The organism is Actinomadura napierensis (assembly GCF_039529375.1).
In the GTDB taxonomy this organism is placed as follows: domain Bacteria; phylum Actinomycetota; class Actinomycetes; order Streptosporangiales; family Streptosporangiaceae; genus Spirillospora; species Spirillospora napierensis.
The window spans coordinates 60,332-76,535 of sequence record NZ_BAAAMR010000014.1; the positions used below are offsets into that span (position 1 = coordinate 60,332).

The 16,204-nt window shown below is 72.4% G+C and carries 18 protein-coding genes; 11 read left to right on the plus strand and 7 right to left on the minus strand.

The genetic code is table 11. The features are described 5' to 3' along the window. Nucleotides 1–2: 2 nt before the first annotated feature. On the minus strand, nt 3–1,271 hold the full coding sequence (locus tag ABD296_RS10840) for a TetR/AcrR family transcriptional regulator C-terminal ligand-binding domain-containing protein (RefSeq protein WP_344264345.1): 1,269 nt from the start codon (nt 1,269–1,271) through the stop codon (nt 3–5). Nucleotides 1,272–1,403: 132 nt separating this feature from the next. On the opposite strand from ABD296_RS10840, the gene ABD296_RS10845 reads away from it, so the two are divergent. The 3 genes from ABD296_RS10845 to ABD296_RS10855 are packed head-to-tail and all read left to right on the plus strand — an operon-like array spanning nt 1,404 to nt 3,758. Further along, nucleotides 1,404–2,048, plus strand: a complete 645-nt coding sequence (locus tag ABD296_RS10845) for a CatB-related O-acetyltransferase (RefSeq protein WP_344264348.1) — start codon at nt 1,404–1,406, stop codon at nt 2,046–2,048. Between the two features lie 37 nt (nt 2,049–2,085). After that, nucleotides 2,086–3,372: an erythromycin esterase family protein gene (locus ABD296_RS10850; protein ID WP_344264351.1), complete on the plus strand. Its 1,287-nt coding sequence runs from the start codon at nt 2,086–2,088 to the stop codon at nt 3,370–3,372. Further along, entirely contained in the window at nt 3,369–3,758 is a 390-nt protein-coding gene (locus tag ABD296_RS10855) for a PPOX class F420-dependent oxidoreductase (protein WP_344264354.1), read from the plus strand. The genes ABD296_RS10850 and ABD296_RS10855 overlap by 4 nt, the downstream gene beginning before the upstream one ends. An 8-nt stretch (nt 3,759–3,766) precedes the next feature. Here the strand turns inward: ABD296_RS10855 and ABD296_RS10860 are convergent, their stop codons facing one another. Beyond that, on the minus strand, nt 3,767–4,168 hold the full coding sequence (locus ABD296_RS10860; RefSeq protein WP_344264357.1) for an ATP-binding protein: 402 nt from the start codon (nt 4,166–4,168) through the stop codon (nt 3,767–3,769). Nucleotides 4,169–4,289: 121 nt separating this feature from the next. Between ABD296_RS10860 and ABD296_RS10865 the strand changes: the two genes are divergently transcribed. Further along, nucleotides 4,290–5,099 carry a helix-turn-helix domain-containing protein gene (locus ABD296_RS10865; RefSeq protein ID WP_344264360.1) on the plus strand — a complete coding sequence of 270 codons (810 nt, stop codon included), beginning with the start codon at nt 4,290–4,292 and terminating at the stop codon, nt 5,097–5,099. Continuing rightward, the gene (locus ABD296_RS10870) at nt 5,096–5,287 is read left to right on the plus strand and encodes a DUF397 domain-containing protein (protein WP_344264363.1); all 192 of its coding nucleotides are present in this window, start codon (nt 5,096–5,098) and stop codon (nt 5,285–5,287) included. The genes ABD296_RS10865 and ABD296_RS10870 overlap by 4 nt, the downstream gene beginning before the upstream one ends. A 15-nt stretch (nt 5,288–5,302) precedes the next feature. On the opposite strand, the gene ABD296_RS10875 is transcribed toward ABD296_RS10870, so the two are convergent. Together ABD296_RS10875 and ABD296_RS10880 are read right to left on the minus strand one after the other, a co-directional pair. Then, nucleotides 5,303–6,916, minus strand: a complete 1,614-nt coding sequence (locus tag ABD296_RS10875; protein ID WP_344264366.1) for a multicopper oxidase family protein — start codon at nt 6,914–6,916, stop codon at nt 5,303–5,305. Continuing rightward, nucleotides 6,909–7,388, minus strand: coding sequence for a hypothetical protein (locus ABD296_RS10880; protein ID WP_344264369.1), 480 nt, complete (start codon nt 7,386–7,388; stop codon nt 6,909–6,911). The genes ABD296_RS10875 and ABD296_RS10880 overlap by 8 nt, the downstream gene beginning before the upstream one ends. Nucleotides 7,389–7,512: 124 nt before the next feature. Between ABD296_RS10880 and ABD296_RS10885 the strand changes: the two genes are divergently transcribed. Further along, nucleotides 7,513–8,391, plus strand: coding sequence for a LysR family transcriptional regulator (locus ABD296_RS10885; protein WP_344264372.1), 879 nt, complete (start codon nt 7,513–7,515; stop codon nt 8,389–8,391). Here the strand turns inward: ABD296_RS10885 and ABD296_RS10890 are convergent. Then, nucleotides 8,388–9,884, minus strand: a complete 1,497-nt coding sequence (locus tag ABD296_RS10890) for an alpha/beta fold hydrolase (RefSeq protein ID WP_344264375.1) — start codon at nt 9,882–9,884, stop codon at nt 8,388–8,390. The genes ABD296_RS10885 and ABD296_RS10890 overlap by 4 nt on opposite strands. A 184-nt stretch (nt 9,885–10,068) precedes the next feature. Between ABD296_RS10890 and ABD296_RS10895 the strand changes: the two genes are divergently transcribed. Beyond that, nucleotides 10,069–10,452: a DoxX family protein gene (locus ABD296_RS10895; protein ID WP_344264378.1), complete on the plus strand. Its 384-nt coding sequence runs from the start codon at nt 10,069–10,071 to the stop codon at nt 10,450–10,452. On the opposite strand, the gene ABD296_RS10900 is transcribed toward ABD296_RS10895, so the two are convergent. Together ABD296_RS10900 and ABD296_RS10905 are read right to left on the minus strand one after the other, a co-directional pair. Then, nucleotides 10,442–11,305, minus strand: coding sequence for an amidohydrolase family protein (locus tag ABD296_RS10900; protein ID WP_344264381.1), 864 nt, complete (start codon nt 11,303–11,305; stop codon nt 10,442–10,444). The genes ABD296_RS10895 and ABD296_RS10900 overlap by 11 nt on opposite strands. 119 nt (nt 11,306–11,424) lie before the next feature. Further along, entirely contained in the window at nt 11,425–12,321 is an 897-nt protein-coding gene (locus tag ABD296_RS10905) for a metal-dependent hydrolase (protein ID WP_344264384.1), read from the minus strand. Nucleotides 12,322–12,580: 259 nt separating this feature from the next. Between ABD296_RS10905 and ABD296_RS10910 the strand changes: the two genes are divergently transcribed. The 4 genes from ABD296_RS10910 to ABD296_RS10925 all read left to right on the plus strand — a co-directional run bounded on the left by ABD296_RS10910 (nt 12,581) and on the right by ABD296_RS10925 (nt 16,203). Next, nucleotides 12,581–14,005: an MFS transporter gene (locus ABD296_RS10910; protein ID WP_344264387.1), complete on the plus strand. Its 1,425-nt coding sequence runs from the start codon at nt 12,581–12,583 to the stop codon at nt 14,003–14,005. An 11-nt stretch (nt 14,006–14,016) separates the two neighbouring features. After that, entirely contained in the window at nt 14,017–14,370 is a 354-nt protein-coding gene (locus ABD296_RS10915) for a YciI family protein (RefSeq protein ID WP_344264390.1), read from the plus strand. Next, nucleotides 14,355–15,596: an RNA polymerase sigma factor gene (locus ABD296_RS10920; RefSeq protein ID WP_344264393.1), complete on the plus strand. Its 1,242-nt coding sequence runs from the start codon at nt 14,355–14,357 to the stop codon at nt 15,594–15,596. Before ABD296_RS10915 ends, ABD296_RS10920 begins: the two co-directional genes overlap by 16 nt. 226 nt (nt 15,597–15,822) lie before the next feature. Then, nucleotides 15,823–16,203 (plus strand): hypothetical protein, encoded by a 381-nt coding sequence (locus tag ABD296_RS10925; protein ID WP_344264396.1) that lies wholly within the window; start codon nt 15,823–15,825, stop codon nt 16,201–16,203. Nucleotide 16,204 lies beyond the last annotated feature (1 nt).

Consider the following 16,204-nt stretch of genomic DNA (forward strand, 5'->3'; position numbering starts at 1 on the left):
GGTCATGTCTCGTCGAGGTGCCGGGCCGCGAGCGCGGTGACCTGGGCGGCCAGGGCCGACAGGGAGGAGTCGCGCGACGCGGCGGCCTGGGCCAGCCGCGTCACGTCGCTCGCCCAGGCGCCGGTGGCGCGGTCGTCCTCGCCGATCCGGGCGAACCCGCGGTCCAGCAGGCCGCGGGCCTCCGCGTCCCGCTTCCGGGCCACCGCCTTGACCGCGCCGATGGCATTGGCCAGGGCACTGGCCGGCCGTGACCACTCGTCCGCACGGGCGCGTGCCGCCGGGTTCCCCGCGTCGTAGTCCGGGTCGTCCGCGACCGACGCGGTGCGGACGTCCAGGTCGAGCCGCCAGAACAGCGGCACCCCCGCGAAGCGGACGAACAGCAGGCGGCGGCGGTCGGAGTGGTGGAAGTCCGGGTCGCTGCGGACGTCGTCCACCGGCTGGACCTCTTCGAGCACGTCCACCAGGTGGGCCAGGCAGTCCGGGAACCGCGCGTCCGGCACCACCCACGCGATGTCGATGTCGCTGAAGTCGTCGGCGGTGCCCGCCGCCAGCGACCCCCTCAACTGCGCGTCCGAGCCCGGGCAGCACCTCTCCAGCGCGCCGCGCACTCCGGCGGCCAAGGCGGCACGATCGCTCGATGGAGATGGGGTGAAGGCGCCGGCGGACGCGGCGAGGGCGGCGGTCCTGGCCGCGTGGCCGGGCAGGCCAGGGTCGGGCGGCGTGCGGAGGAGCACGTGCTGGTGGTACAGCGGCGCGGTGGCGGTGACGAGTAGCCGGCGGGCGTCGGTGTGTGGCGGGAGCTCACCGCGCCGGACGGCCCGGTCGACGATCGCCTCGCAGCGGGCGTACCGGTCGTCCCAGAGCCGCCGCTGGGCGCGGTCGGCCTGCTCGGAGCGGAACGAGGCGGCGATCAGGGCCGCCACGACCGGCGGCTCCGCGGTCAGCGCGTCCTGGATCTCGTGGTTCAGCGCTGCCAGGTCGCCTTCCAGCGAGCCGGTGTCCGGTGGCCGCCAGTCGTCGTCGCCCGCCGCGTCGAGGACGTGACGGAGCTCGCCGCCGACGTCCCCCCAGCGCCGGTACACCGTCGCGCGGTGCACGCCCGCGCGGGCGGCGACGAGCTCCACGGTGAGCCCGTCGTAACCGTGCTCTCCGAGCTCCGCGAGGACCGCGTCGAGCACCTGCCTGCGGATACGGGCGCTGCGGCCGCCGGGTCGGCGCCGGGTCGGCGGCGCCGGTCCATCGGCCTCGGGGCCTGGGGCTTCGGGGGTCATCGCTGGTCATCCGTTTGCTCGGGGGACGGCGGCTGTGGCAGCATCTTAATGCATCAGTTGTCGCAATAGTGGCGGAGGCGGTCATCGCCGGCGGCGCGGCGGCAGACGACTCCCCAGGAGGAAGCGATCCCGATGCCGCCCGTCCCCGCCGACCCGACCGTGGTGCATCCGATGCCCGGCCAGCCGCGGGTAGTACTGCTCAAGCCGCTGGTCACCTCGCCGCTGATCGAGGTCGGGGAGTTCTCCTACTACGACGACCCGGACGACCCGACCGCCTTCGAGACCCGCAACGTCCTGTACCACTACGGGCCGGAGAAGCTCGTCATCGGGAAGTTCTGCGCGCTGGGCGAGGGCGTGCGGTTCATCATGAACGGCGCCAACCACCGCATGGACGGCCCCTCGACATTCCCGTTCCCGATCATGGGCGGTTCCTGGGCCGAGCACTTCGACCTCATCACCGGCCTGCCCGGACGCGGCGACACCGTGGTGGGCCACGACGTCTGGCTCGGCTACCGGACCCTGGTCATGCCCGGCGTCCGCATCGGCCACGGCGCGATCATCGCCTCCGGCTCCGTCGTCGTCGACGACGTCCCCGACTACGGCATCGCCGGCGGCAACCCGGCCCGGCTCCTGCGCCGCCGCCACAGCGACGCCGACATCGACCGCCTCCTGGCCCTGGCCTGGTGGGACTGGCCGCTCCCGCACCTCACCGAGCACATCCGCACGATCATGTCCGGCGGCATCGACGAGCTGGAGGCCGCGGCCCCCCGGCCCTGACCGCCCGCATCCCCGCACCGAGAAACGAGCCGCCACCATGCCCGTTCCGTCTCATGGCGACCCGTTCGCCGACTGGCTGCACTCCCATGCCGTCCCGCTCGCCCACCTCGACCCCGACGCGCCGCTCGACGACCTGGAGCCGCTGCGCGGCATCATCGGCGGCGCACGCGTCGTCGCGATCGGCGAGCACTCCCACTTCGTCCACGAGTTCGCGCAGCTGCGGCAGCGCATCCTGCGGTTCCTGGCCGAACGCTGCGGTTTCACCGTCCTGGCCTTCGAGTACGGCTTCAGCGAAGGGTTCCCCCTCGACGCCTGGGCCCAGGGCGAGGGCGCGGACGACGACCTGTCGGCCCGCCTCGCCGCGGCGATCCCCATAGGGCTCGAAGAGCCCCTGCGCTGGATCCGCCGGCACAACCGCACGGCCTCGTCACCGGTGCGCTTCGCCGGCATCGACATCCCGGCGGCCGGCGGGTCGCTGCTTCCCGCCCTGGAGCCGGTCGCCGACTACCTGCGCCAGGTCGATCCCGAAGTCCTGCCGGCGGTCGAGACGGCGGTCCGGATCGCCGAATCGTTCGCCGGCGGTTCCGGGGCCGTGGCCGCACCGGCGTGGGCGCGCCTGGCCGCCGCCGAGCAGGACGCCCTCAGCGCGATCCTGACGCGCCTGCTCATCCGGTTCCGCTCCGTCCGGCCGCTGTACGTCTCCCGCGGCGGCCGGCACGGCTACGACGTCGCGCTGCGCAGCCTCGAAGGCGCCTGCCATGCCGACTACACCTTCCGCGCCATGGCCGACCTCTTCGCCGGGACCGGCCTGACCGCCGACACCTCGGCCCGCGACGCCTACATGGCCGGGTCGGTCCGCTGGCACCTGGAGCACTCCGAGCCCGGGACCCGCGTCGTGCTGGTGGCGCACAACGCCCACATCCAGAAGGCGCCGATCTCCTTCAACGGGCAGCTCACGGGCTTCCCGATGGGCCAGCACCTGCACGACGCCCTCGGCGACGAGTACTTCGCCTTCGGCCTGACCAGCACCGCCGGGCACATCGCGGAAATGCGCCGCGACGAGAACGCTCGCTTCGGCTTCACCCTCGACGACACCGCGCTGGAGCCGCCCGAGCCGGGAAGCGTCGAGGCCGCCTTCGCCGACGCCGGCCTCGGACTCGCCATGGCCGACCTCCGCCGAGCAAACCGGGAAGTCCCCGGCGGCCCCGACCGCATCCGCATGCAGAGCACCTACCTGCACACACCCGTGCTCGACGCGTTCGACGGCATCATCGACACCCCGGCCTCCACCGTGGCCGGCGACCTGGAAGGCGCCTCCTCATGACGTTCACCCGAGCCGAGCTCGACTACCTGGCCACGCAGCACATCGGACGGCTGGCCACCGTCGCGCCCGACGGGCAGGTGCAGAACAACCCGACCAACTTCTTCGTCGACGCCGACACCGGCACGATCGTCATCGGCGGCGGCGCGCTGGGGGGATCGAAGAAGTTCCGGAACGTCCAGCGGGGCAGCACGGTCGCCTTCGTCGTGGACGACCTGGCGACGGTCGACCCGTGGGCGCCCCGGGGCATCGAGGTCCGGGGCACGGCGGTGGCGCTGACCGGCCAGGAGCCGCCCCGGCCCGGCCTCTCCCGGGAGATCATCAGGATCACCCCGGCGAGGATCGTCTCCTGGGGACTGGACGGACCGCGCACGAGCCGCGCCGTCTGACGGCCCGGTCACGCGGCCCCACCCAGCTCGACCCGCACGATTTTTCCCTTTCCGGGCCTTTTCTCCACCGTCCATCCCCCGGAAAGGCATGCCACCATCGGCAGCCCGCGCCCTCCGAGGTCGCCGAGCGCCGGATAGCGCATCTCCGGAAGCTCGTCACTCCCGTCCCACACCTCAATTACCGGACATTTACCGGATAGGCGGCAAACAACCTTTATCGCGAGGTCGCCCCCGGCCTTCCCGGACGCGGTGATCGCGTTGGTGACCAGCTCGGACACGACCAACCGCGCCATGTAGTCGTCGCCCAGCCCCCAATGCGCCCACGCCACCGAGACGAGCTGCCGCGCCTCCCGCGCCGACTCCGGAACCGGTTTGAGGCAGCATTCGAAAGCGTCCGCCAACCCGTCCACTTCCCGATCACCACCCTTTCTGCGAATCTTTCCCTGTTCGACTCCAAGAGTGAATGGCCACCGTTACCGTGGCCATGGATCCGCAGACATCGGATACAAGATCGAGAATGGGGAGTGCGCGATGCTGCGCAGGGAGACGCTCGAACCACGATCGTCCATGTGGGACTTCCTGGCCTCCTACCTGCACTTTCTTCGGATGAAGCACGACTACTCGTGCGCCCACGTCGGCAAGATCACCAAAGCGGCCCGGCAGACCGTCTCCCACTGGGAGAGCGGCTACCGCAAGCCCGACGAGAAGCAGGTCGCCCTGCTCGACGAGCTGTACGGCACCGGCGAGCTGCTCGCGACGATCCTCTACTGGGCGCAGGCCGGCCACGAGGCGAACTGGTACCAGGAGCAGGTGGCGCTGGAGGCCATCGCCACCGAGATCCGCATCTACGAGTCCGGCCTGGTCCCGGGCCTCTTCCAGACCGAGCCCTACGCTCGGACGCTGTTCACCATGGGCGGCTCCACGGACGTCGAGAAAGACCTCCGGGAACGCATGGCGCGGAAGGCCGTCCTGAGCCGCGCCAATCCGCCTCGCATTTGGGCGCTTCTCGATGACAACGTGGTCGATCGCGTGGTCGGAAGCAGCGACATCATGTGCGAGCAGCTCGAGTATCTGATCGAGCTCTCTCACATGCCGAACGTCGTCATCAACATCATCCCCCGCTCCGTCGGTTACCACAGCGGGCTACGAGGATCGTTCAAGATCTTCACAGTGGGTCGTGAGATCTTGGCCTACACGGAAGCCGCAGCGGGTGGCAGACTCATGCGGGACCCCAATGAGGCCGAGCGGATGAGGGTCCGGCACGATCTGCTTGGAGCCGATGCGCTATCGCGCCAGGCTTCGCGTGCTCGTCTGAGGCAACTACAGGAGTCGATGGGATGACCCAGTGGCGCAAATCCAGCTATAGCTCGGGAGACTCCGGAACGGACTGCGTCGAGGTGGCTGCGCTGGGGAGCGGTGTCGGAGTGCGGGACAGCAAGGATGCGGACGGTGGTCATGTCACCGTGGACCGTGCGGCCTTTGCGGCCCTCCTCGCCCGCATCCGCTCCGGCGCCCTCGACCTCGTCTGACCGGCTTTTGGCCGGTCAGGTGACCTGGAGGTTGGCCATCATCCCCATGTCCTCGTGTTCGGCGTTGTGGCAGTGGAAGAGGTACCGGCCGCGGTAGCCGTCGAAGCGGGTGATGATCTCGGCGGCTTCGCCGGGGCGCAGGGAGACGGTGTCCTTGAGGCCGGCGTCGTGGGGCAGCGGCGGACGGCCGCCGCGCGAGAGCACCCGGAACCCGACCAGGTGCAGGTGGACGGGGTGGTGGACGTCGGCGACCAGCCGCCAGACCTCGACGTCGCCGAGCCGGGTGGTGACGTCGGTGCGGGCGGGGTCGAACGGCTTCCCGTCGATGAGCCAGCCGTGGCCGCCGTCCATGCGCCCGGCGCGGAACGACAGGTCCCGGACGCGGACGGCGTCGGACCGGCGCCAGGACGGCAGGTCGGCGGACAGGACGTGCGGGACGCGGCTGCCGTCCTTCGCCTTGCGCGTGACGCGGAACGCCATCACGTCGCGGGTGCGTCCGGAGCCGAGCCGGTTGACGATCCGGACGCGGCCGCCGACCGGGACGCCGGAGAAGTCGACGACCAGGTCGTAGCGTTCGGCGGGCGCGATCGGCAGTGACGCGTGGACGACCGGCGCGGCGAGGAGTCCCTGGTCGGCGCCGACCTGGACGAGGTCGAGCCGCCGCCCGTCGTCGGTGACCGCTTCCAGTTCGTAGTGCCGGGCGTTCGAGGCGTTCAGGACGCGCAGCCGGTACCGGACGGCATCGACCTCGTGGACGGGCCAGGGTGCGCCGTTGACGAGGATCACGTCGCCGAGGACGCCCGCGAGGTAGGGCTCCTGGACGCCCGGCCGCTCGCGCAGGGCGGGGTCGAGGGCGGGGTAGGTGAGCGTCCCGTCGGCGCCGAACGCGCGGTCCGAGATCATGAGGGGGAGTTCGCGCGGTCCCGAGGGGAGGCCGAGCGCGTCCTCGGCGTCGTCGCGGACGAGGTGCAGCCCGGCGAGGCCGCGCCAGATCGCGGGGGCGGTGAAGTCCATGCGGTGGTCGTGGTACCAGAGCAGCGTGGGCCGCTGGTCCAGCGGAAAGGTGTAGTCGCGCGTGAGCCGGGTCTCGACCGCCCGCGGGTCGCGCATGCCGCCCATGTGATGGTGGCCGCTCTGGACGGCGGGCCATCCGCCGGGGAGGACGAGGTCGGTCGGGTATCCGTCGGAGGCGGCCGGGGTCCGTCCGCCGTGCAGGTGGACGACGGTCGGGACGGGCAGCTCGTTGCGGTGCCGGACGGTGACGGGCCTGCCGCGGCGGGACTCGATCGTCGGCCCGGGGAAGGTGCCCTCGTACGTCCACAGCGGGGTCCTGATCCCGGGAAGGATCTCCGCGGTCGTCTCGCGCTGGGTGATCTCGTACCGGTCGACGCCTCCCGCGGTGCCGACCGGCCGGAGCACGGGCGGGATCGGCAGCGGCACCTGGAACGGGGGCGGCAGCGGCGCCTCGCTGCGCAGTTCGGCGCCGGTACGGGGCGGGCGGCGGGCCAGCGCGTGGGCGGTCGTCAGGCCGGTGAACGCCACCAGTCCGAGCGCGCCGCCGATGCTCAGGAAGTGGCGCCTGGCCACCTCGCGGACCCCGTCGGGCCGGTCGTCCTCGTGCTCACTCATCGTCGGTCTCCTGCCGCTTCGGTTCGGCTCCGGTCCGCGAGGGCCTTCGTCCGAGGGGGCGGCGCCAGACGTCGACGAACTGCACGACGAGCGCGGCGATGGTCGCGACGCCCAGCGGGAGGTGCAGCCACAGTGCGCCGTCCATTCCGGCGAAGTACTGCACGGTCTCGGCCGCGACCAGGGCCGATGTGGCAAGGAACGGTCCTGCTCGGCGCAGCCGTACCCACACGGTGATCGCCGCGATCAGCTGGACGTAGCCGAGGGATGTGGTGACGTTGGCGCCCGCCTCGTGCAGGCGCAGCCCGTCGTAGTCGCCGCTCAGGAACACGCCGGCGAACACCGGCTGGCCGAAGATCGCGACGATGTGCGCGCTGACGACGGCCCGCAGGACCCACCACGCGGGCCTCGTCCGGCGCGCGGCGCCGGGCTTGGCCGGTATGGCCGGGCGGGCCTTGTCGGCTGCGGTGGCCATGGGGCGCCCTCCTTACGATCCGGCTTGGTGGACGCCCCGACGTTATGCCTGTGAAGTTCTTCTGTCGAAGATCAATATTGTTAAACTGTTATGACCGTGGACGCATGACGAGGACGGAGCAGCCGTGGATCTGAACTCGCTCAGGCAGTTCCTCGTGGTGGCGCGGCTGGAGCACCTCAGCGGCGCGGCCGAGGAGCTCCGCGTCGCCCAGCCGTCGTTGAGCCGCACCATCGCCCGGCTGGAGAGCGAACTCGGCACGCCGCTGTTCGACCGGGCAGGACGGCTGCGCCTCAACGACACCGGGAAGCTCTTCCGCGGCCATGTCGAACGCGCCCTCGGCGAACTCGAAGCAGGCCGGAGGGCGGTCGCCGAGGCCGCCGGCGAGGGCTTCGGCACCGTCCGGCTGGCGTCGGAGACGTTCCTCACCTTCACCGGGCCGCTCGCCGCGTACAAGCAGGCCCATCCCGACATCGAGGTCGAGCTCCACCAGATGCCCGCCGCGGACATGGCCCGCGCCCTGCATGCCCAGGACGTCGACCTCTGCGCCGCCTCGCAGCCGGTCCGCGGCGACGGCCTGGAGTCGGTCCGGCTGCTGGACGAGCAGGTGTGGCTGGCGACTCCCCTCGACCATCCGCTCGCGGGCCGCAGCTCGGTGACCGTCGACGAACTCGCGGGCGAGCCCTTCATCGCCGCCCACAGGGGGCACTGGCAGCGCCGGCTGCTCGACCGGCTCTTCGCCGCCCGCGACCTGGCCCCCCGGATCGTCTGCGAGGGCGACGAGGTGAGCGCCATCGCCGAGCTGATCAAGGCGGGGCTCGGCATCGGTCTCGTCCCCGCCCTCGCCCGGCGCACGGACTCCGTCGCGTCCGTCGCCTGGATCGCCGTCGACAGCCCCGACTGCCGCCGCGCGCTCACCCTGCACTGGGGCGCGGGCAGCCGCCTCTCGACCGCCGCCCGCCTGATGCGCACCAGCCTCACCGACTGGAACTGGACCGCCGCCTAGGGGCGCACGGGGGCGGGCGGGATGTGGGCCAGGCAGGAGGTGTCGGGGACTCGCAGGTTTCGGATGAAGCCGGTCTGGACGGCGGCCACGCAGCCGCTGGGTTCGTGTTCGGCCACGTGGCCGACGTTGGGCACCTCCACGACCGTGGCGCGGCGGAACTGGCGTGCGGCCTGCCGGCCCGTCTCGGTCGGGGTGTTGGCGTCCAGGTCGCCGGACGTCACCAGGACGGGGACGTCGGGGAACGGCCCGCCGGTCGGCTGGCTCGGGCCGTGGCGGTCGGGCCAGCGGATGCAGGTGTTGCCCTGGTCGTAGCTCATGCTGGTCCAGGCTCGCTTACCGAACGGCCAAAAGTCCTGCTCGGGCAGTGCCGCGCGTCCGGCCGAGAACTGCCGGAGCCGGGCCGACGTCGGCGCCTTGCGGTTCCACAGCGTCGGGTAGTCGTTGCAGACCACGGTCGCGGCCAGTTCGGGGTTGAAGGGCTGCGGGTCGTCCTGGGGCAGCGACGACCCGCTCAGCGGGGCCGCCTGCTTGGCGGCATCGACCAGCAGCGCGTTGTCGGAGTGCAGAGCGCCGCGGACCATCGCGGGCACGTCGCCGATGCCGGCGGGCGCCGTCTTGGCCAGGCCGTAGACGATGGAGGCCAGCGCCGTGTCGTCGAGCCGCCGCTCCTGCCCGCCGAGGGTGTAGGGGATCGGTCGGGCGCGCAGCCGCTGGGAGAGTTGCGCGATGTCGCGCAGTACCTGGTCGCCGTCGCAGGCGCCGGCGCTGCGTTGGCAGACCAGTTGCAGCGCCCGGCGGGCGGCCCGCGCGTTGGGGCGCCCCCACATGTCCACGGCGAGCGGGTAGGCGCTGGACAGCACGAGCGAGCGCACCCGCTCGGGGTGCCGCTGGGCGTAGACCGTCATCAGGTAGGTGCCGTAGGACTCCCCGAACAGGTCCAGCCGCCTGATCCCCAGCTTGGCCCGGACGGCGTCGATGTCGTCGGCGATCTCGGCGGACGTATAGCCGCGCGCGCGAGCGCCCAGCTTCTGGCCGCATTCACCGACCGCCTGCACGAACGCCTCACGCGTCGCGGGCAGCGAAGTGAGCGTCCCGCAGCTGACGGGATCGGATCGGTTCACCCCGCGCGGATCGACGAGCAGCAGGTCATGGTCCTGCAGCAGACCGCCGAACATCCGCGCGTAGGTGGCGGCGGACGCGATCGCCGAGTCGCCGGGGCCGCCGGGATTGATCGTCACGGTTCCCCGGGCGGGCCGGGACGTGTCGCGGTGCTCGATCAACGCATAGGCCACGGTGGTGTCGCCCAGTCCCGGGTTCGCCCGCACCAGCGGCACCCGCACCGTCCCGCACACGGCACCCGACACCGGTACACACCCGGCCGTCGCCTCCTGCGGCGTCCCGGCGTGTCCAGCCGGCACGGCGACCAGTCCGCCTGCCGTCACCGCGGCGAGCCCGGCCACCAGCATCCCGGTGCTCTTCGAGATCAACTTCATGCGGGAAGCTTGGACGGCGCGGGATCGGCCACGCATCGTCCTGGACGGGGAACCCGCGACCCACACCTGAGAGGGAGACCGATCCGCAACGTCGGAAAGTGGTGCGGGTCACGGGACGCGGCTGTTACGGGGACCGGGGGCGGCGGTGTCTTGTGCTCGACATGTTCGAGTGAAGGGCCATCTCATGAACCTCGCGCTGTGGATCGTTGCCGGAGTGCTCGGCGCCGTCATGCTGTTCGGCGGCGTCACGAAGCTGGTCGTGCCGAAGGAGAAGCTGGCCGCGGCGCCCGCCGGGGGCTGGACCGGCGACGCGAGCGCCGGCTTCGTCAAGACGCTGGGGACGCTCGAGATCCTGGCGGCGGTGGGGATCGTCCTGCCCGCCGTGGTCGACGTCGCGCCGGTCATGGTGCCGGTGACCGCCGTGTGCTGGGTGCTGCTGATGGTCGGCGCGATGACCACGCATCTGCGCAGGCACGAGCGCATGGCGGTCGTGGCGAACGTGGTCTACCTCGCGATGGCCGTCTTCGTGGCGTGGGGCCGGTTCGGGCCCGAGTCGTTCACCGGCTGACCGGCGTGATGCGGTAGCGGCGGCGGGCGTTGGCGGAGAACAGCGCGCGCCGCTCGCTCTCGGACAGCGTCGCGGTGATCTCCTGGTAGGCCGTGAGCAACTCGGCATAGGTGCCGCCGACGCCGTCCACCGGGAAGTTGCTGCCGAAGAAGCAGCGGTCGATGCCGAACAGTTCGAGGCAGCTCTCGACGTACGGGCGCAGGTCCTCGACGGCCATCGTGCGCAGGGCCATGCCGAGGCCGGAGATCTTGCAGTGGACGTTCGGGAGCGCGGCGAGCCGGGCCATCCCGTCGCGCCAGTCTTGGAACGGCTCCTGCCCGTCGGGCCATCCGGTGTGTTCGGCGACGACCGCCAGGTCCGGGGTCCGCTGGAGGAGGGGCAGGTAGGCGTCCGCCTCGGCGGGGCGGATGATCTGGTCGAACCCCAGGTCGCGGTCGGCCAGCAGCCGCAGGATGTGCGCCGCCGCCTCGGTCGACGGGTCGAAGCCGCTGATCACCCGGACGCCCCGGAACGCCGGAGCGGCTGCCTGGACGTCCAGGTCCCGCTCGATGGCGTCTGGGGACGCCTGCGGGTCGAGCGCTCCGATGATCGCGGCGGGGTGGGTCGGGTCGGCCCGGTGCAGTGCGTCCAGCCAGTTCGTCTCGTCGAGGTAGGCGCGGGGCGCGGAGGTCGCGGACACGTGCACCACGTCGGTCACGTCGACGCCCGCCTCGGCGGCGCCGGCGCGGTGGTCGTCCGGGAGGAAGTCGCGGTACACCTCCGGGAAGAAGCGCTTGAGGCCCGGGTACCAGTCCTCGTGCTCGCTCGGCTTCCAGAAGTGCACGTGCGAGTCGACGAATTCGAGCGCGGCCATCCGGTTCCCCCCAAACATATGCTTGCTTGGCCTGTCAGCCCACGCTACCTCGCACGATCGGGTGCCGGTACCGGACGTGGGTGAGCGGGAACCCGGTTTTCGAAGGATTGGTGACGCCCTCAGGCGTAGCCGGCGGCTCGGGCGGCCGGAGAGTGCTTGAGGTAGTCGAGGGCCACCTCCGTCGAGCAGACCTGCGACGGGTGGTGGGACGGCCGCAGGTAGGCGCGGCTCTCCAGCAGCAGCGACCCCAGTCCGACGATGTGGCCCGCCCGGACGGACCGCCGGTACGACCGGAAGACGCGGCGGACCGTCACCCGGCCCGTGACGGACGGGTCGCGCCGCAGCAGGTCGAAGGTGCCCGCGATCAGCGCCTGGACGAGCAGGCCGGTCGCGACGGCCCAGGTCAGGCAGCGCAGCGGGTAGCCGCCGCCGAGCGCCCGGTAGACGTCGAAGACGACGGAGCGGTGCTCGATCTCCTCGGCGCCGTGCCAGCGGAACAGGTCGAGCATGGTGGGGTCGGCGCCGCAGGCGTCCAGCCGGTCGTTGGCGATGATCCACTGGCCGAGGACGGCGGTGTAGTGCTCGATGGCGCTGACCGCGCCGAGCTCGAACAGCAGGCGGCGGCGGAACCGGCGCGGCGACGTGCGCGCCAGCCGGGACATCAGCGCGGCGCGGTCCGCGAGCCCGGCGAGCGCGCCGTCGATGATGTGGCCGGTGCCGAGGCCGCCCCGGGCGAGCAGCTCTTCGAGGACGCCTTGGTGGCTGCGCGAATGCACGGTCTCCTGGCCGATGAATCCCTTGATCTCCGCGCGCAGGACGGGGTCGGTGATGTGCGGCGCGGCGTCCTGCACGCATTGGACGAACCATTTCTCGCCGGTCGTCAGCAGAATCTGGAAGTAATTGATCAAATGCGCGGCGACCGGCGCGTCCGGGATCCAGTGCAGCGGTGTCGCGGTCCAGTCGAACGCCACCCGGCGCGGCCTTATCGCCGGGTGGCGCTCGTCGGTGATCCCCATTCGGCGGCCTCCCTCATAAGCACTCATCGGCAATGAGAACGCAACCAGAGCGGGAATTCGGCGGCTATCGCGCGGACGACGAAACTTCACCGCCCCGGGGCTGTGCTTCGCGCACTCACGGCCTTGACTTCCCCGCCGCCGGGGCTGCGGAGGGCACCGCGAGCAGCGGGCGAAAAAACTTCCGGCCGGGGTGTCGATTCCGGTCGTCCCCGTTTGTCGTCCCTGTGCAAGGCATCGGACGAAGAGGAGGGTGACCCTGATGGCGGAGCCGGATCCGCGCAGGTGGAGAGCGCTGGCGCTGCTGTGCGCGGCCAACTTCATGGTGATCCTGGACTCGCAGATCGTGCTGCTGGCCGTCCCGTCGATCCGGCGGGACCTCGGGTTCGCGGCGGGCGGCGCGCAGTGGGTGCTGAGCGCCTACCTGCTGGGCTTCGGCGGTCTGCTGCTGCTCGGCGGCCGCGCCGCCGACCTGGCTGGGCGCCGCCGGACGTTCCTCGCCGGGACGTCGCTGTTCCTGGTCGCGTCGCTGGCCTGCGGGCTGGCCTGGACGGGCGGGCTGCTGGTCGGCGCGCGGGTGCTGCAGGGCGTGTCGGCGGCGCTGATGGCGCCGAGCGCGCTGTCGATCGTGACGGCGACGTTCGGGGAGGGGCCCGAGCGGAACCGGGCGATCGCGGTGTGGGGCGGCGTCGGCGGGTTCGGCGGCACGGCGGCGCTGCTGGTCGGCGGGCCGCTGACCGACCTGCTGGGCTGGCGGGCGATCTTCTTCCTGAACGTGCCGATCGCGGTGCCGCTGCTGGTGCTCGGGCCGCTGCTGCTGGCCGAGAGCCGGGGCGCGGCGCGGGCGTACGACCCGGCGGGCGCGGTCACGGTGACGCTGGCGGTGTCCGCGGCGGTCTACGGGGTCGACCGCGGACCGGAGCAGGGCTGGACGAGCCCGTGGACGATCGGCGCGTTCGCCGTGGCGGTCCTCGCGGGCGCGGCGTTCGCGCGGATCGAGTCGCGGTCGGCGGCGCCGCTCGTCCCGCTGCGCACGTTCCGCTCCCGCGCCCTGACCGGCGGGAACGCGGTGACGCTGGCGGTGACGCTGGCGGCGGCGACGGCGGTGTTCGGGACGTCGTTCGCCGTGTCGCAGTACGCGCAGGACGTCCTCGGATACTCGCCGCTGGCGTTCGGGTTCGCGACGGCGGTGCTGCCGGTGCTGGCGGTCGCCGGGTCGTACGCCGCGCAGGCGGCGCTCGGGCGTTTCGCGGTCCGGCGGATCGCGGTGGCGGCGCTCGCGGTCATGGCGGCGGGCTGCCTCGTGCTCGGCCAGGTGAGGGCCGGCGGCGGCTACGCGTTCGGGCTGCTTCCGGGCCTGGCGCTGCTCGGGTTCGGGCTCGGCGCGGCCGGGGTGGCCGGGTCGGTCGCCGCCCTCGCCGGGGCCGGCGACGGTGACGCGGGGCTCGCGTCCGGGATCAACACCGCCGCGTTCCAGCTCGGCGGCGCGTTCGGCGTCGCCGCCGCGTCCACCGCCGTCCTGTCCTGGACGGACGGGACCGGCGCCGCAGCCCTCACCCGGGGGTTCCGCGGCGCGTTCGACGTGTCGGCCGGGATCGCCCTGGCCGGCGCACTGGTCGCGGGCGTCCTGCTCGCGGCCCCGGCCCGGCGAACAGTTCCGGAGCCGGAACCGGTCAGAGTGAAGTAGGAGGAGGAACCATGCAGTACATGCTGTTGATCTGCGGTGTCGAAGGCGGTCCCGAGCCGACGCCGGAGGAGCGGGAGGCGATGATCGCCGACACCGAGAAGTGGGTCGCGGAAATGGACGGCCGGGGCGTCCGCAAGTTCGGCGACCGGCTGCGCCCCGTCGACACCGCGACGACCGTCCGGGTCCGGGACGGCGAGACGCTGCTGTCGGACGGCCCGTTCGCCGAGACCAAGGAGCAGATCCTCGGCTTCGACCTGATCGACTGCGCCGACCTGGAGGAGGCCCTGGAGATCGCGACCAAGCACCCGTCGGCGCGAAGCGGCTCGATCGAAGTCAGGCCGCTGTGGCCGTGGCTGGAGGACTGACGGACATCGAGGGAGCGGTCGCGGCGGCCTACCGCGAGGAGTGGGGCCGGGTCGTCGCGACGCTCATCCGCATGACCGGCGACTGGGACCTCGCGGAGGAGTGCGCCCAGGAGGCGTTCGCGCGCGCCCTGGAACGCTGGCCGGACGAGGGCGCGCCGCGCCGGCCGGGCGCCTGGCTGACCACCGTCGCCCGCAACCACGCGCTGAACCGGCTGCGGCGCGGCGCGGCCGAACGCGAGAAGCTGCGGGAGGCGAGCGTGCTGACGGGCCCGGACGAGCCGGCGGACACCGGCGGCATCCCCGACGACCGGCTCCGGCTGGTCTTCACCTGCTGCCATCCGGCGCTGCCGATGCAGGGACGCGTCGCGCTGACGCTGCGCACCCTGCTCGGACTGACGACCGCGGAGATCGCGCGGGCGTTCCTGGTCGCCGAGCCGGCGATGGCGCAGCGGATCGTCCGCGCGAAACGCAAGATCCGGCAGGCGGGCATCCCGTACCGGGTGCCGCCCCCGCACCTGCTGCCGGAACGCACCGCGTCGGTGCTCGGCGTGGTGTACCTGCTGTTCAACGAGGGGTACGCGGCGACGGCGGGCGAGGACCCGGTCCGCGCGGACCTGTGCGCCGAGGCGATCCGGCTGGCCCGCGTCCTCGCCGGCCTGATGCCGGACGAGCCGGAGGTGCGCGGCCTGCTCGCCCTCCTGCTGCTGCAGGACTCGCGGCGCGCGGCCCGCCAGGACGCCGCCGGTGACCTGGTCCCGCTCGACGAGCAGGACCGCGCGCGCTGGGACGGCGCGCAGATCGCGGACGGCGTCCGGCTGCTGGACGAGGCGCTGCGCCGCGGCGAGCCGGGCCCGTACCAGGTGCAGGCGGCGATCGCGGCGTGCCACGCGACCGCCGCGACGGCGGCGGACACGGACTGGCCGCAGATCGCCGCGCTCTACGGGCGGCTGGAGGCGATGAACCCGGGGCCGGTCGTCCGGCTGAACCGGGCCGTCGCGGTGGCGATGGCCGACGGCCCGCAGGCGGGCCTCGCGCTCGTCGACGCGATCGACGGGCTCGACGGCTACCACCTGCTCCCGGCGACCCGCGCGGACCTCCTGCGCCGGCTCGGCCGGTTCGCGGAGGCCGCGCAGGCGTACCGGGACGCGCTGGCCCTGGCCCGCGCGGAACCCGACCGCCGCCTCCTCACCCGCCGCCTGGCGGAGGCGGACCGCGCGGCCGGTTGACGCCGGCGGACGGTTTGCGGTCACCCCGGAATGGCCGGGGACGTTCGGGCCGATTCCAATCCTCCGGACATCTTCCGCACCCCGGACGCTGCCGACCGGTTCCGATACTCGATGGTATTCGTACCCCGTCGAGCGGCCGATGCGGTGCTTTACCTCTTTCGCGTTGCGAGCGGCAAAGCCAGGGTTATGGTGGTTTTCCTGCAACTCTCATTCGGTGGGGGAATGAGTGGCCGGTATCGACGACTGCCTGGCACGGATGATGACGATCCCCGGGGCGCAGCGGGTGACCCTGGTCGACTGCGCGAGCGGCCTCGCGGTCGCGAGCGCGGGCCGCGAGGACCTCGTCGACCAGCACGAGGACGCCGCCGGGGCGACCGAGGTCGTGCGGGCCGTGCTCGGCTCCCCGGCGCTCAGCGCCACCGCCGCCGGCGACGACATCGAGGAGATCATCGTCTGCGGATCCGCCGGATACCACCTGCTCGCCATCACCGGAGCCGACCTCGACGGGCACCTGTTCGTCCATTTGCTCGTCGACCGCGACAAAGGCAATCTGGCGCTCGCCCGGCTGCGGTTGAAAGGCCTCGTCGAAGAAATGGCCGGGCGTTGAC

What these genes read in the sequence shown, in the direction of transcription:
- ABD296_RS10840 (WP_344264345.1), bottom strand. Translation starts at nt 1,271, where the DNA reads ATGACCCCCGAAGCCCCAGGCCCCGAGGCCGATGGACCGGCGCCGCCG.
- ABD296_RS10845 (WP_344264348.1), top strand. Translation starts at nt 1,404, where the DNA reads ATGCCGCCCGTCCCCGCCGACCCGACCGTGGTGCATCCGATGCCCGGC.
- ABD296_RS10850 (WP_344264351.1), top strand. Translation starts at nt 2,086, where the DNA reads ATGCCCGTTCCGTCTCATGGCGACCCGTTCGCCGACTGGCTGCACTCC.
- ABD296_RS10855 (WP_344264354.1), top strand. Translation starts at nt 3,369, where the DNA reads ATGACGTTCACCCGAGCCGAGCTCGACTACCTGGCCACGCAGCACATC.
- ABD296_RS10865 (WP_344264360.1), top strand. Translation starts at nt 4,290, where the DNA reads ATGCTGCGCAGGGAGACGCTCGAACCACGATCGTCCATGTGGGACTTC.
- ABD296_RS10870 (WP_344264363.1), top strand. Translation starts at nt 5,096, where the DNA reads ATGACCCAGTGGCGCAAATCCAGCTATAGCTCGGGAGACTCCGGAACG.
- ABD296_RS10875 (WP_344264366.1), bottom strand. Translation starts at nt 6,916, where the DNA reads ATGAGTGAGCACGAGGACGACCGGCCCGACGGGGTCCGCGAGGTGGCC.
- ABD296_RS10880 (WP_344264369.1), bottom strand. Translation starts at nt 7,388, where the DNA reads ATGGCCACCGCAGCCGACAAGGCCCGCCCGGCCATACCGGCCAAGCCC.
- ABD296_RS10890 (WP_344264375.1), bottom strand. Translation starts at nt 9,884, where the DNA reads ATGAAGTTGATCTCGAAGAGCACCGGGATGCTGGTGGCCGGGCTCGCC.
- ABD296_RS10895 (WP_344264378.1), top strand. Translation starts at nt 10,069, where the DNA reads ATGAACCTCGCGCTGTGGATCGTTGCCGGAGTGCTCGGCGCCGTCATG.
- ABD296_RS10900 (WP_344264381.1), bottom strand. Translation starts at nt 11,305, where the DNA reads ATGGCCGCGCTCGAATTCGTCGACTCGCACGTGCACTTCTGGAAGCCG.
- ABD296_RS10905 (WP_344264384.1), bottom strand. Translation starts at nt 12,321, where the DNA reads ATGGGGATCACCGACGAGCGCCACCCGGCGATAAGGCCGCGCCGGGTG.
- ABD296_RS10910 (WP_344264387.1), top strand. Translation starts at nt 12,581, where the DNA reads ATGGCGGAGCCGGATCCGCGCAGGTGGAGAGCGCTGGCGCTGCTGTGC.
- ABD296_RS10915 (WP_344264390.1), top strand. Translation starts at nt 14,017, where the DNA reads ATGCAGTACATGCTGTTGATCTGCGGTGTCGAAGGCGGTCCCGAGCCG.